Origin of the sequence: Salinicola sp. CPA57, from assembly GCF_003206035.1 — a bacterium.
Classification (GTDB): Bacteria; Pseudomonadota; Gammaproteobacteria; order Pseudomonadales; family Halomonadaceae; genus Salinicola; species Salinicola socius.
This window is the reverse complement of the sequence record NZ_PZJR01000011.1, coordinates 384,634-402,610: the sequence shown is the minus strand read 5'-3', so window position 1 is coordinate 402,610 and position 17,977 is coordinate 384,634. Positions and strand designations below refer to the sequence as shown.

At 63.1% G+C, this 17,977-nt stretch carries 15 protein-coding genes; 8 read left to right on the top strand and 7 right to left on the bottom strand.

The features are described 5' to 3' along the window. Positions 1 to 269: 269 nt before the first annotated feature. From DOM36_RS14065 to DOM36_RS14040, 6 genes are all read left to right on the top strand, one after another. Complete coding sequence (locus DOM36_RS14065) at positions 270 to 1,787, top strand: leucyl aminopeptidase (RefSeq protein WP_075569648.1); 1,518 nt, start codon at positions 270 to 272, stop codon at positions 1,785 to 1,787. A 255-nt stretch (positions 1,788 to 2,042) separates the two neighbouring features. Then, positions 2,043 to 3,143: a branched-chain amino acid aminotransferase gene (locus DOM36_RS14060; protein ID WP_232823856.1), complete on the top strand. Its 1,101-nt coding sequence runs from the start codon at positions 2,043 to 2,045 to the stop codon at positions 3,141 to 3,143. Positions 3,144 to 3,376: 233 nt separating this feature from the next. Continuing rightward, positions 3,377 to 4,117, top strand: a complete 741-nt coding sequence (locus DOM36_RS14055; RefSeq protein ID WP_110643448.1) for an SDR family oxidoreductase — start codon at positions 3,377 to 3,379, stop codon at positions 4,115 to 4,117. Between the two features lie 327 nt (positions 4,118 to 4,444). Beyond that, on the top strand, positions 4,445 to 4,870 hold the full coding sequence (locus DOM36_RS14050) for a DNA polymerase III subunit chi (protein ID WP_075569646.1): 426 nt from the start codon (positions 4,445 to 4,447) through the stop codon (positions 4,868 to 4,870). Between the two features lie 362 nt (positions 4,871 to 5,232). Continuing rightward, a complete protein-coding gene (locus DOM36_RS14045) occupies positions 5,233 to 8,082 on the top strand; it encodes a valine--tRNA ligase (protein WP_110643447.1) in 2,850 nt (949 codons plus the stop codon). A gap of 216 nt (positions 8,083 to 8,298) precedes the next feature. After that, positions 8,299 to 9,006 carry a phosphatase PAP2 family protein gene (locus DOM36_RS14040; protein ID WP_232823855.1) on the top strand — a complete coding sequence of 236 codons (708 nt, stop codon included), beginning with the start codon at positions 8,299 to 8,301 and terminating at the stop codon, positions 9,004 to 9,006. Between the two features lie 44 nt (positions 9,007 to 9,050). Here the strand turns inward: DOM36_RS14040 and DOM36_RS14035 are convergent, their stop codons facing one another. Then, a complete protein-coding gene (locus DOM36_RS14035; protein WP_157958651.1) occupies positions 9,051 to 10,103 on the bottom strand; it encodes a GGDEF domain-containing protein in 1,053 nt (350 codons plus the stop codon). A gap of 377 nt (positions 10,104 to 10,480) precedes the next feature. Here DOM36_RS14035 and DOM36_RS14030 point away from each other — a divergent pair, with 377 nt between their 5' ends. Continuing rightward, complete coding sequence (locus DOM36_RS14030) at positions 10,481 to 10,882, top strand: DoxX family protein (protein WP_075569642.1); 402 nt, start codon at positions 10,481 to 10,483, stop codon at positions 10,880 to 10,882. Between the two features lie 19 nt (positions 10,883 to 10,901). On the opposite strand, the gene DOM36_RS14025 is transcribed toward DOM36_RS14030, so the two are convergent. The 6 genes from DOM36_RS14025 to metE all read right to left on the bottom strand — a co-directional run bounded on the left by DOM36_RS14025 (position 10,902) and on the right by metE (position 16,872). Next, the gene (locus DOM36_RS14025; protein ID WP_232823854.1) at positions 10,902 to 11,588 is read right to left on the bottom strand and encodes a uracil-DNA glycosylase family protein; all 687 of its coding nucleotides are present in this window, start codon (positions 11,586 to 11,588) and stop codon (positions 10,902 to 10,904) included. Between the two features lie 52 nt (positions 11,589 to 11,640). Further along, entirely contained in the window at positions 11,641 to 12,114 is a 474-nt protein-coding gene (locus DOM36_RS14020) for a TspO/MBR family protein (protein WP_232823853.1), read from the bottom strand. Positions 12,115 to 12,119: 5 nt separating this feature from the next. Next, positions 12,120 to 12,560, bottom strand: a complete 441-nt coding sequence (locus DOM36_RS14015) for a VOC family protein (RefSeq protein WP_075569640.1) — start codon at positions 12,558 to 12,560, stop codon at positions 12,120 to 12,122. Between the two features lie 179 nt (positions 12,561 to 12,739). After that, complete coding sequence (locus DOM36_RS14010) at positions 12,740 to 13,348, bottom strand: NAD(P)H-dependent oxidoreductase (protein ID WP_075569639.1); 609 nt, start codon at positions 13,346 to 13,348, stop codon at positions 12,740 to 12,742. Between the two features lie 221 nt (positions 13,349 to 13,569). Beyond that, the gene (locus tag DOM36_RS14005) at positions 13,570 to 14,355 is read right to left on the bottom strand and encodes a C-type lysozyme, inhibitor (RefSeq protein WP_110643445.1); all 786 of its coding nucleotides are present in this window, start codon (positions 14,353 to 14,355) and stop codon (positions 13,570 to 13,572) included. A 228-nt stretch (positions 14,356 to 14,583) separates the two neighbouring features. Further along, complete coding sequence (metE, locus tag DOM36_RS14000) at positions 14,584 to 16,872, bottom strand: 5-methyltetrahydropteroyltriglutamate--homocysteine S-methyltransferase (protein WP_110643444.1); 2,289 nt, start codon at positions 16,870 to 16,872, stop codon at positions 14,584 to 14,586. A 125-nt stretch (positions 16,873 to 16,997) separates the two neighbouring features. On the opposite strand from metE, the gene DOM36_RS13995 reads away from it, so the two are divergent. Then, a complete protein-coding gene (locus tag DOM36_RS13995) occupies positions 16,998 to 17,930 on the top strand; it encodes a LysR family transcriptional regulator (protein ID WP_075569636.1) in 933 nt (310 codons plus the stop codon). The last annotated feature ends 47 nt before the right edge of the window (positions 17,931 to 17,977 follow it).

The following is a 17,977-nucleotide window of genomic DNA, read 5'->3' as shown; positions in this document are numbered from 1 at the left end:
TCGTTACCCCGTTGCCGCCGAGGCACCCTGGCGGCGATACGGTTTGTGCAACGCGCTTCGGCTTTGCGTAGACTGGCCGCATCGATGGGCCTTTCGTCGGCGGCAGCGAGTTTGGGCCTTCGAGTTCAATTTTGGTACCCATTTTCGGTACCCATTCAGGCGCCAACCGTCATTGCCGCGCAGATTCGTTCGGCGCCATTATCCTGAATCACCACTCGCTTGTCTTGTTACCGACAGGCTTGTCCGCTCAATCGTTCATTGGAGACGACATGGAATTTTCCGTACTGACCGTCAATCCGGCCAAGGTCGAGACAGCCTGCCTCGTGGTACCGCTGTTTCAGGATGGCGATCTGCTGTCCGCCGCTGCCAAGCTGGATGACGCCAGCGAGCGCTTGATCGCACAACTGGTCGAGCGCGGCGATTTCACCCCGGAGCTGGCCAATGTCCAGTTGATCCCGTTCGCGCCGGGCCTCGCCGCCGAGCGACTGCTGCTGGTCGGCCTGGGCAAGCGCGAAACCTTCAATGAAGGCGCCCTGCGCAAGTCGCTGGACGCCGCTTTCACCACGCTCGCCAAACTGCCGGTCGACAGCGCCGCCGTCGCCTTCGCGGACGCCGAGGTCGAGGATCGCGACGTCGCCTGGAACGCGCAGATGACCCTGGAATCGGCGACCCGCGCCGTCTATCGCTTCACCCAATGCAAGTCGACGCAATCTCCGGCCCCGCAGCTGCGCACGATCGAACTGCTGGTCAGCGAGACGAACCAGGCCGATAGCGCCAAGGCCGGAGCCCGCATCGGTGCGGCACTGGGCGATGGGGTCAACCTGGCCCGTACGCTGGGCAACCTGCCCGGCAACATCTGCACCCCGACCTATCTGGCCAATCAGGCCGAGACGATGGCGGCGGAATCCGCCGGCTCGCTGGATGTCGAGATTCTCGACGAAGCCGAGCTCGAGGCGCTCGGTGCCCACTCGCTGCTGGCCGTGGGCCGAGGCAGCGCGGAGCCCTCCAAGCTGATCGTGATGAAGTACCAGGGCGCGGACAACGCCGAAGAGTCGCCTCACGTGCTGGTCGGCAAGGGTATCACCTTCGACACCGGCGGCATTTCGCTCAAGGCCGGTGCCGGCATGGACGAGATGAAATTCGACATGTGTGGTGCCGCCAGCGTATTCGGCGCCATGAAAAGCGTGATCGCCCTGAAACCGAAGCTCAACGTGGTGGCGATCGTTGCCAGCGCCGAGAACATGCCGGACGGTCGCGCGATCAAGCCGGGCGACATCGTCACCACGCTAAAGGGGCTGACGGTCGAGATTCTCAATACCGACGCCGAGGGACGTCTGGTGCTGTGCGATGCATTGACCTACGCCGAGCGTTTCGAGCCGGCCAGCGTCGTCGATGTCGCCACGCTCACCGGCGCGTGCGTCATCGCGCTGGGCGATCATGCCAGCGGGCTGTTCTCCAACGACGACGATCTCGCGCTGGACCTGCTCGAAGCCGGCGAGGCCTCCTGGGATCGCGCCTGGCACATGCCGCTGTGGGATGACTACCAGCAGCAGCTGGACTCCAACTTCGCCGATCTCGCCAATATCGGCGGCCGGCCGGCCGGCAGCATCACCGCCGCCTGCTTCCTGTCACGCTTCGCCGACAAGTATCCATGGGCACACCTCGATATCGCCGGCACCGGCTGGGACAGCGGCAAGCAGAAAGGCGCCACCGGTCGCCCGGTAGGCCTGCTGACCCGCTACCTGCTGGATCGCGAGAGCGAATTGGTGGTGACGCCGGAAGCCTGATCCGTACAGAGAGCCCAAGCCGTCAATCTGGACAGGCCAAGCCGTCAATCTGGACAGGCCAAGCCGTCAGTGCAGAAAGACTGCGCGAAGGGCGTCGAAGGATAAGCCCGGGCGCCCTCTTCGCAGCCAACGCTTTGCATGCTAATTTCAATCTGTCCGCTGCCCGGTGATCCGGGCAGTTCCCTACCGAAGTCATCGACCGCCTGGCGTCCCGCTCGAGTCGTCAGGCAGCATGGACTGTCAGGAGAAGTCGCAGTGTCCACTTCAGGTTTCGAAGCCCGCCTTGCATCCAATCCGCTCGATGCCGCTCTACGCAACGAGATTCTTGCCAACCCGGGCTTCGGCCGCTACTTCACCGACCACATGGTGCACGTACGCTGGACCAGGGCCGGCGGCTGGCAGCGCGGCGAGATTCGCCCTTACGGGCCGCTGCTGATCGACCCGGCGTCTCCAGTGCTGCATTACGGTCAGGAGATCTTCGAAGGTATCAAGGCCTACCGTCACGCCGATGGCTCGGTCTGGACCTTCCGCCCGGAGAAGAACGCGGCACGCTTCCGCGCCTCCGCCCGTCGCCTCGCCCTGCCGGAACTCGACGACGAGACTTTCCTCGGATCGCTCAAGACGCTGGTTGCCCAGGATGTCGACTGGGTCCCGACGCCGAAGAACGAGGCCGAGGAGTGCAGTCTCTACCTGCGCCCGTTCATGATCGGCAATGGCAAGTCGCTGGGCGTCAAGCCGGCGGCCGAAGTCGACTACTATCTGATCGCCTCGCCGGCTGCGGCCTACTTCAAGGGCGGCGGCAAGCCGGTCTCGATCTGGCTCTCCCAGCACTACAACCGCGCCGCGCCCGGCGGCACCGGTTTCGCCAAGTGCGGTGGCAATTACGCCGCGTCGCTGCTGGCTCAGGCCGAGGCCGAAAGCCATGGTTGCGATCAGGTCGCGTTTCTCGATGCGGCGGAGAACAAGTGGATCGAAGAGCTGGGCGGCATGAACCTGTTCTTCGTCTATCGCGATGGTCGTCTGGTCACGCCGGCGCTGACCGGCACGATTCTGGAAGGTGTTACCCGCGATTCCATCCTGGAGCTGGCCCGCGATGCCGGCCTCACGCCGGAAGAGCGACCGATCAGCATCGACGAATGGCGTGACGGCGTTGCCAACGGCGACATCGTCGAGGTGTTCGCCTGCGGTACCGCCGCCGTCATCACCCAGATCGGCCAGCTGGTGACCGAAAGCGACCGCATCGTCACGCCGCCGATCGAAGGCGAAGCGGTCAGCGCCAAGCTGCGCAAGCGCCTGCTGGACATCCAGTACGGCCGCAGCGAAGACACTCGCGGCTGGCTGATGCAACTGGCCTGACGCGACTGACCCGATGCAATCGGCCTGAGGCAATCTGACTGATGCGATAGGCCCGGTGCGATAGACCCGGTGCGATAGACCCGGTGCGATAGGCCCGGTGCGAAGGGAAAGATTTCGTCCTACGCTGACATCGTGCCACACGTCGAGCCTCAGATCGTAGACCCGAAACGACCGCCCACCGGCGGTCGCTTCGTCTCGAGAGTTCGACGACCCATTTGCGAAAGGAGGATGTGATGAAACCCGTGATGATCATTACCGGCGCCGGCCGCGGCATCGGCGCCGCCACCGCCATCATGGCCGCCCAGAAAGGCTATGCCGTGGCCGTCAACTATCGCAGCGACAATGCCTCCGCCGACAAGGTGGTCGCCGAGATCGAAGCCGACGGCGGTCGCGCCATCGCGATCCAGGCGGACGTCGTCGATGAAGCCGCCATCGTTGCCATGTTCGAGACCGTCGACCGCGAGCTGGGCCGGGTCGACGTTCTGGTCAACAACGCCGGCATCGTCGACCAGATCAGCCGCGTCGACGAAATGAGCTTCGAGCGCATCGATCGGATGATGAAGATCAACGTCGTCGGCCCATTCATCTGCGCCCGCGAAGCGATCAAGCGCATGTCCACCAGGCACGGCGGCAACGGCGGTGCCATCGTCAACGTCGGCTCTGCGGCCTCCCACCTCGGCGGCTCGGGGGAATACGTCGACTACGCCGCCTCCAAGGGCGCCATCGATACCATGACCGAGGGGCTTTCGAAGGAAGTCGCCGGCGAAGGCATTCGCGTCAACACCATCCGGCCCGGCGTCATCCGCACCACCATTCATGCCAGCGGCGGCAACCCTGACAAGCCCGACATCGCCGGCTCGGTGATCCCGATGGGTCGCATCGGCGAGCCGGAGGAGATCGCCAACGGCATTCTGTGGCTGGCCGAGGCGGGGTTCACGACGGGGGCACTCATCGACATCGACGGCGGCGTTTAAGAGAGGTCGGGCCTGCGCGAGCGATTGGCGTTGTTGCACGGCGCGCGCGGGCCTCGCCTAACCCCCTGTTATGTCTCGTTCCCTACGCGCCGTGCGCCTAGCCACTCATCTCGCTCGGCGCCGACTCAGTGACGAGATGCTGAATCCAGCTTCGCGATGCTCATTGAAGAACCCTCGACTGCGCTCACTTGGCTGGATTCGCCTTGCCTGAGGCTAGCTCGCGCAATCGCTCGGGTTCGCTTGAGACCCCTCATCTCGCTCGGTATCGAGTCGGGTAACATTGGTAACTCGTAACCCTGGCCCGAAGCTCTCCATCAACGGAATGTCATGACCAAAGTCGATTTCTACATCCTGCCCGATACCACGCTGGAAGCCCGGCTGACCTTCGCCTGCCGACTGGCGGAGACGATCTATCGCAAGGGTTATCAGCTGCATATCCACACCCAGGACGAAACCATGGCTCGCGAACTCGACGAGCTGTTGTGGACGTTCCGAGAGGAGAGCTACGTCCCGCATCGCGTCGCGGGCGATGCCATGGATCCGCCACCGCCGGTGACGATCGGCTGGGAGGCCGTACCGGAGCCCGGCGTACAGGCGATGCTCAATCTGAACGACGAGATCCCCGAGTGGTTTTCGCGCCTGGAGCGTGTCGCCGAGATCATCAACCAGCATCAGGACGTGCTGCGCACCAAGCGCGCCTGCTGGAAGACCTACAAGGACCGGGGGTATCGGGTCGAGGCGCACAAGCTCTAGGGAAACACTGCATAAATGTCTGCGCGAACTCGGCGTCCCCGGCAAATCGCTTCGGTGTGCGGTACCGGGGCGCCGGTCCGATAGGAATCCTCCCTTAAACCCCATAGGCTCCGGTTCCTGTGCTCCGTACGCCTTGCGTTTTACTCCGCTCGTCGATTCATTCAGCGTTTCCTAGCAAAAGTGGCTGCGCTCGCCAACGTTTCGCAACGGTGCCGCCAAATAGAGTCCGGCGGACTCCCGCCATGACGCCGCCTGCCGCCAAAGGGTATAATCCCCGCCATTTTCGCTACGCCGCACCTCGCCCCTCGCAAGCCGGGTGTGCCGCGTGTCGTCGCCACTCATTGCCGAGCCCGATAGCCGCCATGGACAAGACGTACCAACCCGATCAGATCGAAACCCGCTGGTATGAACGCTGGGAAGCCGACAATCGTTTCGCCCCGAGCGGCGAAGGCGAGCCATTCTCGATCATGATCCCGCCGCCCAACGTGACCGGCAGCCTGCACATGGGCCACGCGTTCCAGGACACGATCATGGACACGCTGGTGCGCTGGAAACGCATGCGTGGCAACAACACGCTGTGGCAGGTGGGGACGGATCACGCCGGCATCGCCACCCAGATGCTGGTCGAGCGCAAGCTGGCGGCAGAGACCGGCCAGACGCGCCACGATCTGGGCCGCGAGGCGTTCACCGACAAGATCTGGGAATGGAAGGCAGAGTCCGGCGGGCATATCACCCGCCAGCTACGCCGCATGGGTTCCAGCGTCGACTGGAGCCGCGAGCGCTTCACCATGGATGACGGCTTCTACCAGGCGGTGCAGGAAGTGTTCGTGCGGCTGCATGACGAGGGGCTGATCTATCGCGGCAAGCGCCTGGTCAACTGGGACCCGACGCTTCACACCGCGATTTCCGATCTCGAAGTCGAGAACCGCGAGCAGCAGGGTCAGTTCTGGCACTTCCGCTATCCGCTGGCCGATGGCGCCAGGACCGCCGATGGCAAGGACTATCTGGTCGTTGCCACCACACGCCCGGAGACGCTGCTCGGCGACACCGGGGTGGCGGTCAATCCCGAAGATCCGCGCTACGCTTCGCTGATCGGCAAGTTCATCGAGCTGCCGCTGGTCGGTCGTCGGATTCCGGTGATCGCCGACGAACATGCCGACATGGAAAAGGGATCGGGCTGCGTCAAGATCACCCCCGCCCACGACTTCAACGACTACGAAGTCGGCAAGCGCCACGACCATGCGTTGATCAACGTCTTTTCCCAGGATGCCACGGTGCTCGAGCGCGCCGAGGTGTTCGATCTGCAGGGCCGCCCGCTGCCCGACATCGACGCGACCCTGCCGGCGGCCTACGCCGGGCTGGATCGCTACGTCGCGCGCGAGCGGATCGTTGCCGACATGGACGCCGCCGGCCTGCTCGAACGGGTCGAGACGGTTACCAACACCCTCCCCTACGGCGACCGCTCCGGCGACGTCATCGAGCCGCTGCTGACGGACCAATGGTTCGTCGCGGTCGAGAAGCTGGCCAAGCCGGCGATCGAAGCCGTCGAAAACGGCGACATCGAGTTCGTGCCCAGGAACTACGAGAACATGTACTTCGCCTGGATGCGCGACCTGCAGGACTGGTGCATCTCCCGCCAGCTGTGGTGGGGCCATCGCATTCCCGCCTGGTACGACGCCGAGGGCAATGTGTTCGTCGCCCGCACCGAGACAGAGGCGCGCGAGAAGCACGGGATCGCCGCCGACGTCACGCTGACCCAGGACGACGACGTGCTCGACACCTGGTTCAGCTCCGGGCTGTGGACCTTCGGCACCCTGGGCTGGCCGGAGAAAACGCCGGAACTCGAGACCTTTCACCCCACCAGCGTGCTGGTGACCGGTTTCGACATCATCTTCTTCTGGGTCGCGCGGATGATCATGCTGACCGGCCACTTCACCGGCGAGGTACCGTTCAAGACCGTCTACGTTCACGGCCTGGTGCGCGACGCCCAGGGCCAGAAGATGTCGAAGTCCAAGGGCAACGTGCTCGACCCGATCGATCTGATCGACGGCATCGATCTCGAAACCCTGGTGGCCAAGCGCACCGGCAACATGATGCAGCCGCAGAAAGCCCGCGCGATCGAGAAGGCGACCCGCAGCGAGTTTCCTGACGGCATCGAGTCGCACGGCACCGACGCGCTGCGCTACACCTTCCTGTCGCTGGCGACCACCGGTCGCGACATCAAGTTCGACATGGGCCGCCTCGACGGCTATCGCAACTTCTGCAACAAGCTGTGGAACGCTTCGCGCTATGTGCTGATGAACGCGGAAGACCAGGATGTCGGCCTCGGCGGCGAGAGCGTCGAGCTGTCACTGGCCGACCGCTGGATCATCTCCCGCCTGCAGCAGACCGAAGCCCAGGTCACCAAGGCGCTGGAAGAGTATCGCTTCGATCACGCCTCCCAGGCGCTCTACGACTTCGTCTGGAACGAGTACTGCGACTGGTATCTGGAGCTCTCCAAGCCGGTACTGTGGGACGAGAACGCCTCCATCGAGGCCAAGCGCGGCACTCGCCGCACGCTGGTCCGTGTGCTCGAGGTGATTCTCCGCCTGGCCCATCCGATGATGCCGTTCATCTCCGAGGAGATCTGGCAGCGCGTCGCACCGCTGGCGGATACGATTTCCGATGCCTCAGGCGATAGCCTGATGACCCAGCCGTGGCCGGAGGCGGATGCTTCCCGGATCGACGAACAGTCGATCCGCGATATCGAATGGCTCAAGGGCGTGATCGTCGCGGTGCGCAATATCCGCGCCGAAATGAACATCGCCCCCGGCAAGCCGCTGGACGTCCTGCTGACCAAGGGCGCCACCGGCGATCGCGAGCGTCTCGACGCCAACCGTTTGTTCCTCTCCAAACTGGCCAAGCTCGAGAGCGTGACCTGGCTCGACGATCCGGCGCAGGCGCCGCTGTCGGCAACCCAACGGGTCGGCGATATGGAGGTGCTGGTGCCGATGGCCGATCTGATCGACAAGGACGCCGAGCTTGCGCGCCTCGCCAAGGAGATCGACAAGCAGGACAAGCTGATCGTCGGCATCGAGAAGAAGCTCGGCAACGAGAGCTTTACCGCCAAGGCGCCGGAAGCGGTGGTCGAGAAGGAGCGAGGCAAGCTCAAGGAGTATCTGGCCACCCGCCAGGTTCTGGTCGAGCAGCGGACCAAGATCATGGAGCTGTAAGCGCCGCGACAGGATGGACACCGCGCCACACCCGATATCACGCCGGACTGGATAGCGCGTCGATGTCGGCGTGGCGGGGAGCGGGACAAGCGCCTCCACCGGCCCAGGCCGTGGAGGCGTTTTGCACGCTGGTACTCGGAATCAGTTATCAAACACTGTTCCTTATGAATCGCTTAAATTATAATGCTCGCAGACGATTCACCCTGCGAGTGACCCATGAACGTGCAATGGAAACGTTTGCTAGGCTTCAACCTGACCGGACTGATCCTGTTGCTGAGCTGGGCCCTGCCCCACGGGCTGCCCTGGACCGATCTGGATGATCGGATCTTCTGGACTTTCAATCAGTGGATAACGCCGGACAACGGACTATGGGATGACGTGCTGGCACTGCTCAATACGCGCTTCTTCGACGCGGCGTCATTTGCCGTGATGGGCGTACTGTTCAGTGTGGCCATGCGCCGCGATCCGCGGCCTGATCGATGGCGGCGCTGGCTCGGCATCGGCGTGACCATGCTGCTGACAGCCGGGGTGATCGCAGTGGTGACCAACAAGGCGATTACCTACGGCCACCCCAGTCCGACGCGTTTCTTCGCACACGCGGCCCATCTGACCGATATCGTCTCGATTCCGACCAAGGATAGCGCTTCGAACAGCTTTCCCGGCGATCACGGTTTGATGCTGATGATCTTCGCCGGCTTCATGCTGCGCTTCGCCGATCGGCGTACCGCCGGCTGGAGCGTTGCCTTCGTACTGCTGTTGAGCGCTCCCCGCATCATGGTTGGCGCGCACTGGTTCAGCGACGTCTACATGGGTGCGCTCAGCATTGCGCTGCTCGCCCTGCCGTGGGTCCTCTGCACCCCGGTGGCGGGCGGCATGACGAGGTTCGTCCAGCGTTGCCTGTCACGTCTGCCCCTGGCCCGTTGAGCCCGTGAACCAGGCTCGCCGCGGGTGCAGGATTGTCGGAAAATCTACGCCTCGTCGGTCTCCAGCGCACGTTCGACGCCCTGAGCCAGACGCTGCGCATTGCGAGATGCGGCGGTATCCAGATAGCCCTCGGCCACCACCTGGTCACGTCCGGCGGACTTGGCCGCGTAAAGGCGTCTGTCAGCCAGCTCGATCAGATCCCGCAGATGCAGCCCCTCATCGGAAGTCGCGATCCCCATCGACAGCGTCACCGATAGCTCGACCTTATCGAGGCGGCAGGGATGGTTCGCCAGCGAATCGCGGATGCGCGTGGCAGCCGCAATGCTGTCGCTTTTTCCTGCGTCAGGGAGCAGCAGCAGAAACTCCTCCCCGCCTACCCGGCCGACGCTATCTTCACCGCGTAGCGATTCCCGCAACAGGGTGGCGAGATGGTAGAGCACCGCATCGCCCGTCGTATGACCATGATTGTCATTGATCTCCTTGAAGTGATCGGCATCTACCAGCACGACGGCGAAATCGCGCTGCGTCCGCCAATGGACGGAAGCCCGTTCGAAGATGGCACGCCGGTTGAGCACCCGCGTCAGCGAGTCGTACATGGCATCGCTGCGATAGCGATGTTCATGGTGATCGGTGATCGCCAGCATGCGAAGAATCACCACGCAGAGCATGACGAAGACAAGCGCCAGTCCCAGGTCGGAGAGCATCGTATCCACCGCCGATGACGTCGCATCCGTGCCGTGCAGCGGTGGCAGATGGAGTACGCCGAGCGTGATCGCGATCAGGCAGGCGGTGACCAGAATCTTGGTGCGGCGCCGGAGATCGGCCAGCATCAGCTCGACTTCGGCAAACAGCAGATAGTAGATCAAGCTGGTTTGATTGGCGGCAACGGCCACCCCGACGATGACGAAGACGAGAAACGTGCAAAGCTTTATCGTCAGGGCAGTGGCCACGAAAAGCCGGTGATGCAGCACCAGAGCCACCACATAAGCCGCCAGGCAGAGCAGATTGAGTCCGCCGAGCAGCGGGCGATCGACGAGAAACATCAGCGGCGCCACGGCCGCCTGAAGACAGAATGCCAGCAGATAGATCTCGGCCATGATCTCGAAGCTGCGTCGGCGCTCCGCAGCAAGAGCGTCGGGCGCCTTGGTACACCTTCGCCAGAGCTCGGTACATTTCTGCCGAATAGCAAAGAACAGGCTCCGCATGTGCGACTCGTTATTGTGTTGGGATATGACCCGTTTTCGAGAGCGGTTCCCGGGCTGGCTCCATGAAAGTGTCGATCAGCCGGGCGGAAATCAAAGACCGAGTATCGCCGGTTTTGACAAAAAACAACATTGTAATAACAGATATCGATCGTGTAGTCCTAGGACTACAAATCGATCCGCGAATATTTGCCCCATGAAAAGAACGCCAGTTCTGGTAGCCTGAGTGCGCCGAACCGGCACCGGAACCTGAACGATACGGAACTCTGCTAATGCGCTTCCTGCACAATGAAGATCTCGGCAAGCTGTTGCTACGCCTGTGTGTCGGCGTCCTGATTCTGCTTCATGGCATCAGCAAGCTGATGGACCCCACCAGCCTCAACGGCATCGCTCAGCACTTGTCGGGAATGGGCCTGCCGTCGTTCGTCGCCTATGGCGTACTCATCGGTGAGATCGTCGCCCCGTTGATGGCGATCGTCGGTTGGCAAGCTCGTATCGGCGGGCTGTTGATGGCGGCAAACATGATCGTGGCACTGATTCTCGTCCACATGGGCCAGTTGTGGACACTCAACGGTCAGGGCGGCTGGACGCTGGAACTCCAGGGTATGTATCTGTTCGGCGCACTTGCGATCATGTTTCTGGGTAGCGGGCGCATGGCGGCCCGTCCGGACTGAACCCCGGGGATCGGCCGTCTCAGACGTCGAGCGTCGACAGGCGCCGATCCAGCAACTCGGGAAAGCGCTTGAACCAGCGCTGATTGAGTGGCGATGGGTGTGGCAGAGGTGCGAGGACGAAGCGCTTGCGCTCGCCGTCGTCGAGTGTCAGCTCGGTCACGTGCGTCACGCTGAAACGGTCGTCGCGGGACCAGAAGGCTTCGAGTGCGTCGCGGATCTCTTTCGTCTGGCCGATTCCGAACCAGAAAAACGCTTCGCGCCCCAGCGTGATGATCTGATCGCCGCTCCACTGCCGCATCAGCAGCGCTGCCACCAGCGGCTGGAAACGCCGTTTCACCGCCATCGACCAGGCCTTGTTGCCGAGCGGTTTGTAGGGAACGGTGTTGATCCAGAACAGATCTTCGCCCACCGACAGTGATGCCTCGAAGTCCGGCAACGGACGCCCTTGACGGTGACGATAGAGCGCGTCCCGAACCTTCTGTCCACCGGCGCCGACGAACGGCAACCCGATCTCGACCTCCTTCCTGCCGGGATCGCGCCCGAAGACGGCGAGCTTCGCCGCGCGGGGGCCCAGGCCGACTATGGGTGTCAGCGGATCTCGATCGAACTGACGATAGATCTCGCGATCCAGCCGCTCGAGATCGACCGCTTCTCGACGCATCGCGTCTTCGATGTCGGCGGGAAGCGGTTTAGCCTGCCGCATCATGAGCCCTCCTTGGCTTTCGAAGAGACGTCGTTCATCGCCGTGGCTCGAGCCATCAGCCCCAAGGCGAGTTGAGGATCAGCAGCGACGCATTGAGATAGGCGGCGAAACTGACCCACACCAGATAGGGCACGAGCAATCCGGCAGCAGACCGGGAATGGCGCCAGAACGTCACGATCGTCCACACGATCAGCCCCCACATCAGCAGCAGATCGAGCAAGCCGATCAACATCCAGTGCGCCGCGAAGAACAGCCACGACCACAGACCGTTGGCGATCAGCTGCAGCACGAAAGGCGTCAACGCCCCTCGGCGCTCGTCGCGCGGCACGATCAGGGTGATCTTCCAGGCCGCCACCGCCATCATCAGATAGAGCAGCGTCCAGGCGGCAGGAAACAGCCAGTCAGGTGGCGTCAGCGGCGGTTTGGCGAGCGCGGCATACCACTCACCCGGCGGAGCCAGAATACCGCTGCTGGCGGCAATCGCTACCAGCAACAGCCACCCGAAGAAGGGTAAGATCGAACGATTCACGGCGCTTACCAGCTACCCGTATTTTCCATCGATGCCCAGGGCTCCTTGGGTTCGAGCGCGTCGCCTTTCTGCAGCAGCTCGATAGAGATGCCGTCCGGCGAACGGACGAAGGCCATGTGGCCATCCCGAGGAGGACGGTTGATGGTGACACCCCCCGCCTGCAGTTGTTCGCACAGCGCGTAGAGGTCGTCGACGCGATAGGCCAGGTGCCCGAAGTTGCGTCCGCCGGTATAGGTTTCCGGATCCCAGTTGTAGGTCAGTTCGACCATTGGCGACTGTTCGGCCTTGGCACGCGGCGTGTCGTTGGGCGTCGCCAAGAACACCAGAGTGAAACGCCCCTTCTCGCTCTCCTTGCGCGACACTTCCTGCAGACCCAGCAGATCGCAGTAGAAATGCAGAGAAGCGTCGAGGTCGGCGACGCGAACCATCGTGTGAAGGTATTCCATGGAAATCTTCCTGATTCGTCAGTGTGTTGAACCACTCTATGGTAGACCACGGCCACCGATCGGTGAATCAGGATTCAGCGATAGCCGATCGGCCACCGCGCAATGCAGACAGCAAAGCCGCCCGAGCTCGACAGTCTCGAACGGCGTGCTGGGCTGGCGGCCGAGGGTCGTCCGATCGATCAGAACCGCGATTCGACGTACTGAGCGATCGCCTGCCGGGCTTCCTTCAAGGATTGTTGCTTGCGCTCGTCGCCCATGTTCAGGCCTTCCGCATAGATCGTGTGTACCTCCTTGATGCCGATCAGTCCCAGCATGTGCTTGAGGTGCGGTGTCTGGGAATCCATGTCGGAGCCGGCATACATGCCGCCACGTGCTGCCAGGATCAGGCCGGACTTGCCTTCGAGCAACCCGACCGGGCCGTTCGCGGTGTACTGGAAAGTCTTGCCGGCGCGCAAGATGCGGTCGAACCAGGCCTTCAACTGGCTGGGAATCCCCAGGTTGTAAAGCGGCACGGCCAGCACCAGCACGTCATTGGCTTCGATTTCCGCCAGCAGCGCATCGGAATGCCGCGCCAGTTCTGTCTGCTCGGCACTGCGCTCGGCGGGGTCGGTCATCCAGCTCGTCATTTCCGCACCCGTAAGGTGTGGCAACGCCTGCTCGACCACATCGCGCTCGGTCAGCTCGACGTCATGCCCGGCCAGTGCCGCCTTGAAGGACTCCGCCAGCGCGCGGGACTGGCCGCCTTCGCCGAAAAGGGAGCTGGTAATGAGAAGAATGCGTTGTGTCATGAATATGCCTCCAATATGGGGTGCCAATCGACCAGCAGGCCGACGCTTGCCGGCTGATGTTGGAAGCATTATTCATTGGCTTTTTTGAAATGAAAAACGCGAAAATTGGCACGAAGCATTCGATGATTTCGACTCATCACCCCAGCTATTCACTCTCACGAGCCACCCACCCGCTCGAGACCATCCATCCATTCGATGCCATCCACTCGCTGACTGGCGATTCAGTCACGGGCCTCGACCCCCTGACCGCAGCCGTGAAATTCGCGGCCACCGTAACGCAGCGTCACCTTGACCGGCCACGGCCTGCCGCTCATGTCGTCGAAGCAGGCGCCAGCGCGCAGATCGAGCTCCATGGGATATCGGCCGCTGTCGCTGACCAGCACCATGCCAGCATCACCGCCGTTGGTTACCGAGGCGACCCGATAATCGAAGGTGTCCTTGGCCTGGCCATAGTCGGATATCAGCGTCAACGAATGGCTGTTGCGATCGAGGGAGACGTTCCATCCGGGTTCGTTGCCACCGGCATAGAAGATGGTGTCGGGATGTTCCTGGCGCGTGGCCGTCTTGCGTTCACTGGCAAGGGTACAGACCAGCCGACCGTTGTCGCTCTCGACACGCGCATCGCGTCCTTGGCGCCAGAACGATAGTCCGCCGAGCTCATAGCGAGAACCCGCCCCCACCACGGCACGAGGCAGCTCGGTTTCACCCAGTGCGGTCCATAGTCGCAACCGGCTATCGTCGGGCGTGGTCGTCACCAGATCCTGAGATGGCGTGCAGCGCCAGGCGGTGAAGGCATCGCCACCATCCGCAAAGAAGGCACTCGGCATCAGCGGTGATTTGAGCGCAGCCAGGCCTGACGACGGCGCGGTGGCGCTGCTCTGATGCTGACCACCACCGGCACAGCCCGCGAGCAGAAGCGCGCCGACCGACAGGGCCAACCAGCGAACCGGTGAGGGATGACGATGAAGGGCGCGGCGGTCTCTGCCAGCCTGAGGCGCTTTGGACATGAGCAAGATTCCCGAAAGATGTCTGAACACGAATAGCCGTCACAAAAAGTCGCCGGGAGCGATTTTTGACGTCGCGCAGCGACGGCCCGGACGGTGACCGCCAGGGATGGCAGGTCACAAAAAAGCGCCGCGAGATCGTCTCGCGGCGCAACGCTCAGCCTAACATGCCAGCGGTATTGGCGGGACCGATCACGCCCCGGTCACGCCGTTCGTCGCTCGGCACTCGCCTCACGCGTAGCGCTTGCGCAACTCGCGGGCGGCCTCGACCATGTTGGCCAATGCCGGTTCCACTTCTGCCCAACCGCGAGTCTTGAGACCGCAATCCGGGTTGACCCAGAGCCGTTCGGGGGGAATCTTTTCCGCCGCCTTGGCCATCAGATCGACCATCCAGGCGCGCTCGGGAATGTTCGGCGAATGAATGTCGTAGACGCCCGGTCCGATCTCGTTGGGATAATCGAAGTGCTGGAAGGCGTCCAGCAGCTCCATGTCGGAGCGCGACGTCTCGATGGTGATGACATCGGCATCCATCGCCGCGATGGCACCGATGATGTCGTTGAATTCGGCGTAGCACATGTGAGTGTGAATCTGGGTTTCATCGGCTGCCACGGCAGCGCTCAGCTGAAAGCACTCCACCGCCCAGTCCAGATACGTCTGCCACTCGGCCTGACGTAGCGGCAGCCCTTCCCGCAGCGCCGGTTCGTCGATCTGAATGATCGCGATGCCGGCGCGCTCGAGATCGGCGACTTCGTCACGCAGCGCCAGCGCAATCTGGCGACAGGTCGTGGCACGCGGCTGATCGTCGCGCACGAAGGACCATTGCAGAATGGTCACCGGCCCCGTGAGCATGCCTTTCATCGGCTTGTCGGTTAGCGATTGGGCGTACTCGCTCCAACGCACCGTCATCGCGGCAGGACGCGTCACGTCACCGAAGATCACCGGCGGTTTGACACAGCGGGAACCGTAGCTCTGCACCCAGCCATTCTGGGTAAAGGCAAAACCGTCGAGCTGTTCGCCAAAGTACTCGACCATGTCGTTACGCTCGGCCTCGCCGTGTACCGGTACGTCGAGCCCGAGTTGGGCCTGGCGTTCGACCACCAGCGCGATCTCTTCCCGCATGCGCGCTTCGTAGTCGGCGACGTCGAGCTCGCCTCGCTTGAAGTCACGACGGGCCGTGCGGATCTCCTGCGTCTGCGGAAAGGAGCCGATCGAGGTCGTCGGGAACAGCGGCAAACCGAGCCGCTCCCGCTGCGCCACCGCCCGTGCGGTGTAGACGTTGCCACGACGCGTGTCGGCGGCACCGACCCTGGCCAGACGTTCGGCGACCTGAGGCTTGTGAATACGCTGAGATTCGCGCCGCGCGGCCAGGGCTCGACTGGCATCCTCCAGGCGCTGTCGGTCCGTCGCCGTCTCGGTGCCATCGAGCACGTGCGCCAGCGTCACGACCTCATCGAGCTTCTGGCGCGCGAATGCCAGCCAGCTCTTCAATTCGGGGTCCAGCCGGGTTTCGCTGGTCAGATCCACCGGCACGTGGAGCAGCGAGCAGCTAGGCGCGAGCCACAAACGATCGCCCAGGCGAGCCTTGGCATCTCTCAGCTCGGCGACAAGATGACTCAGGTCGGCCCGCCAGATATTGCGACCATCGACGGCTCCCAGAGAGAGCACCTTGTAGGGCGGCAGGCGATCGAGCACGGTCGCCAACTGCTGCGGTGCGCGCACCAGATCCACGTGCAGCCCCTCGACCGGCAGCGACAACGCCAGCCCCAGATTGTCGCCGAGTCCGCCGAAGTAGCTCGCCACCAGCAGCTTTACCGGAGCCGACTGCAGCTGGCTGTAGGCGGATTCAAACGCGCGCTGCCACGCGCTCGGCAGATCCTGCACCAGCGCCGGCTCGTCCAGCTGGACCCACTCCACGCCAGCGTCCGCAAGCCGGCTCAGGATCTGGCCGTAGGTCGACACCAGGTCGTCGAGCAGAGAAAGCCGGTCCAGGCCTTCGCTCTTGGACTTGGCCAGCCACAGCCAGGTGACCGGCCCGGTCAACGCCACCTTGACCGGATGCCCTGCCGCCTTCGCTTCGGCGACTTCCTCGAACAGCCGCTCGCTGGCGATGCGGAACGTCTGGCCCTCATACAGCTCCGGTACCAGGTAGTGGTAGTTGGTATCGAAATACTTGGTCATCTCGCAGGCGGCGGCCGGCTCACCACTGGGTGCCCGACCGCGTGCCATGCGAAAGCTGGTGTCCAGATCCACCTCACCGTCGACGCGCCCGAAACGGGGCGGCACGGCGCCGACCAGCACGGAAACGTTGAGCACCTGGTCATAGAACGCAAAGTCGCCCACCGTCACCACATCCAGGCCGGCATCGACCTGGTCCTGCCAATGCGCCTGGCGCAGACGCGCGCCTTCGTGCTCGAGACCCTCGCGGCCAAGCTCGCCCTTCCAGTACGCTTCGACAGCTTTCTTCAACTCACGACGCGCGCCGATACGCGGATAGCCCAGAGTGTGCACCAGGGTGGTCATGTGTAGGGTCTCTCAGGGTTAGCGGTTAGAATGAAGCAGATCATTGCCTGGCAGGCAGTCTCTCCGGCGACGCATCCTGAATCAAACGCGTTTATCTAATCCTCAACGTGAGCAACATTCATAGCATGCTCGAACTTCGTCATCTCCGCACGTTGATTGCCCTGCGCGACACCGGTTCACTGGTCGAGGCGGCGGAGCGCGTTCATCTGACCCAGTCGGCGTTGTCGCACCAGATCAAGGATCTCGAATCGCGGCTCGGCATGCCGCTGTTCACTCGCAAGACTCGCCCGGTATCGTTCACGCGCGCCGGGGAGCGCCTGCTGACGCTGGCCGAGCAGGTGCTGCCCCAACTGCGGTTGGCGGAACGGGATCTGGCTCGCCTGGCAGGCCACGAGCAGGGCCGCCTGCACATGGCGATCGAGTGCCACAGCTGCTTCCAGTGGCTGATGCCGACGGTCGATCATTTTCGCGATCACTGGCCCGAGGTCGAGGTCGATATCCCCAGCGGTCAGAACTTCGACCTGCTGCCCGGCCTCACCCGCGAGGTGCTTGACCTGGTCATCACCGACAACCCCGAGCCGCTGCCTGGCGTCCACTATGCGCCACTGTTTCGCTACGAAGGCCTGCTCGCCGTCTCCAAGCAGCACCCGCTGGCGACGCGCAGCTGGGTCGAGCCTTCCGATCTGGCGGCAGAAACGCTCATCGTCTATCCGGTGGAACATTCCCGACTGGACGTCTTCACGCAGTTTCTCGACCCGGCCAACGTGCGCCCGCAAGAGATCCGCAGCGCCGAACTCACGGTCATGATGATGCAGCTGGTGGCGAGTGGACGCGGCGTGTGTGCGCTGCCCAACTGGGCGCTGACGGAGTATCTGGAGCGGGACTACGTCAAGGCCCTGCCGCTGGGCAAGGAAGGCGTGTGGAGCACCCTCTATGCGGCAGTCCGTGAAGACAACCTCGAGCTTCCATGGATGGAGGACTTCATTCGCACCGCGAGGGATACCTCGTTTGCGGTACTGAGTGGCGTCAAGCCGGCCGGCACATCGGAAGACGCCTGATCGCTTGCGCACTGCAGCGCGCAAGCGCGACCACCCGATCATGGCGG

Bases quoted from the DNA above. Each gene is read 5' to 3' on its own strand.
- DOM36_RS14045 (WP_110643447.1), top strand. From the start codon at position 5,233: ATGGACAAGACGTACCAACCCGATCAGATCGAAACCCGCTGGTATGAA.
- DOM36_RS14015 (WP_075569640.1), bottom strand. From the start codon at position 12,560: ATGGAATACCTTCACACGATGGTTCGCGTCGCCGACCTCGACGCTTCT.
- DOM36_RS14010 (WP_075569639.1), bottom strand. From the start codon at position 13,348: ATGACACAACGCATTCTTCTCATTACCAGCTCCCTTTTCGGCGAAGGC.
- DOM36_RS14030 (WP_075569642.1), top strand. From the start codon at position 10,481: ATGCGCTTCCTGCACAATGAAGATCTCGGCAAGCTGTTGCTACGCCTG.
- metE (WP_110643444.1), bottom strand. From the start codon at position 16,872: ATGACCACCCTGGTGCACACTCTGGGCTATCCGCGTATCGGCGCGCGT.
- DOM36_RS14065 (WP_075569648.1), top strand. From the start codon at position 270: ATGGAATTTTCCGTACTGACCGTCAATCCGGCCAAGGTCGAGACAGCC.
- DOM36_RS13995 (WP_075569636.1), top strand. From the start codon at position 16,998: ATGCTCGAACTTCGTCATCTCCGCACGTTGATTGCCCTGCGCGACACC.
- DOM36_RS14040 (WP_232823855.1), top strand. From the start codon at position 8,299: ATGAACGTGCAATGGAAACGTTTGCTAGGCTTCAACCTGACCGGACTG.
- DOM36_RS14050 (WP_075569646.1), top strand. From the start codon at position 4,445: ATGACCAAAGTCGATTTCTACATCCTGCCCGATACCACGCTGGAAGCC.
- DOM36_RS14005 (WP_110643445.1), bottom strand. From the start codon at position 14,355: ATGTCCAAAGCGCCTCAGGCTGGCAGAGACCGCCGCGCCCTTCATCGT.
- DOM36_RS14025 (WP_232823854.1), bottom strand. From the start codon at position 11,588: ATGATGCGGCAGGCTAAACCGCTTCCCGCCGACATCGAAGACGCGATG.
- DOM36_RS14055 (WP_110643448.1), top strand. From the start codon at position 3,377: ATGAAACCCGTGATGATCATTACCGGCGCCGGCCGCGGCATCGGCGCC.
- DOM36_RS14035 (WP_157958651.1), bottom strand. From the start codon at position 10,103: ATGGCCGAGATCTATCTGCTGGCATTCTGTCTTCAGGCGGCCGTGGCG.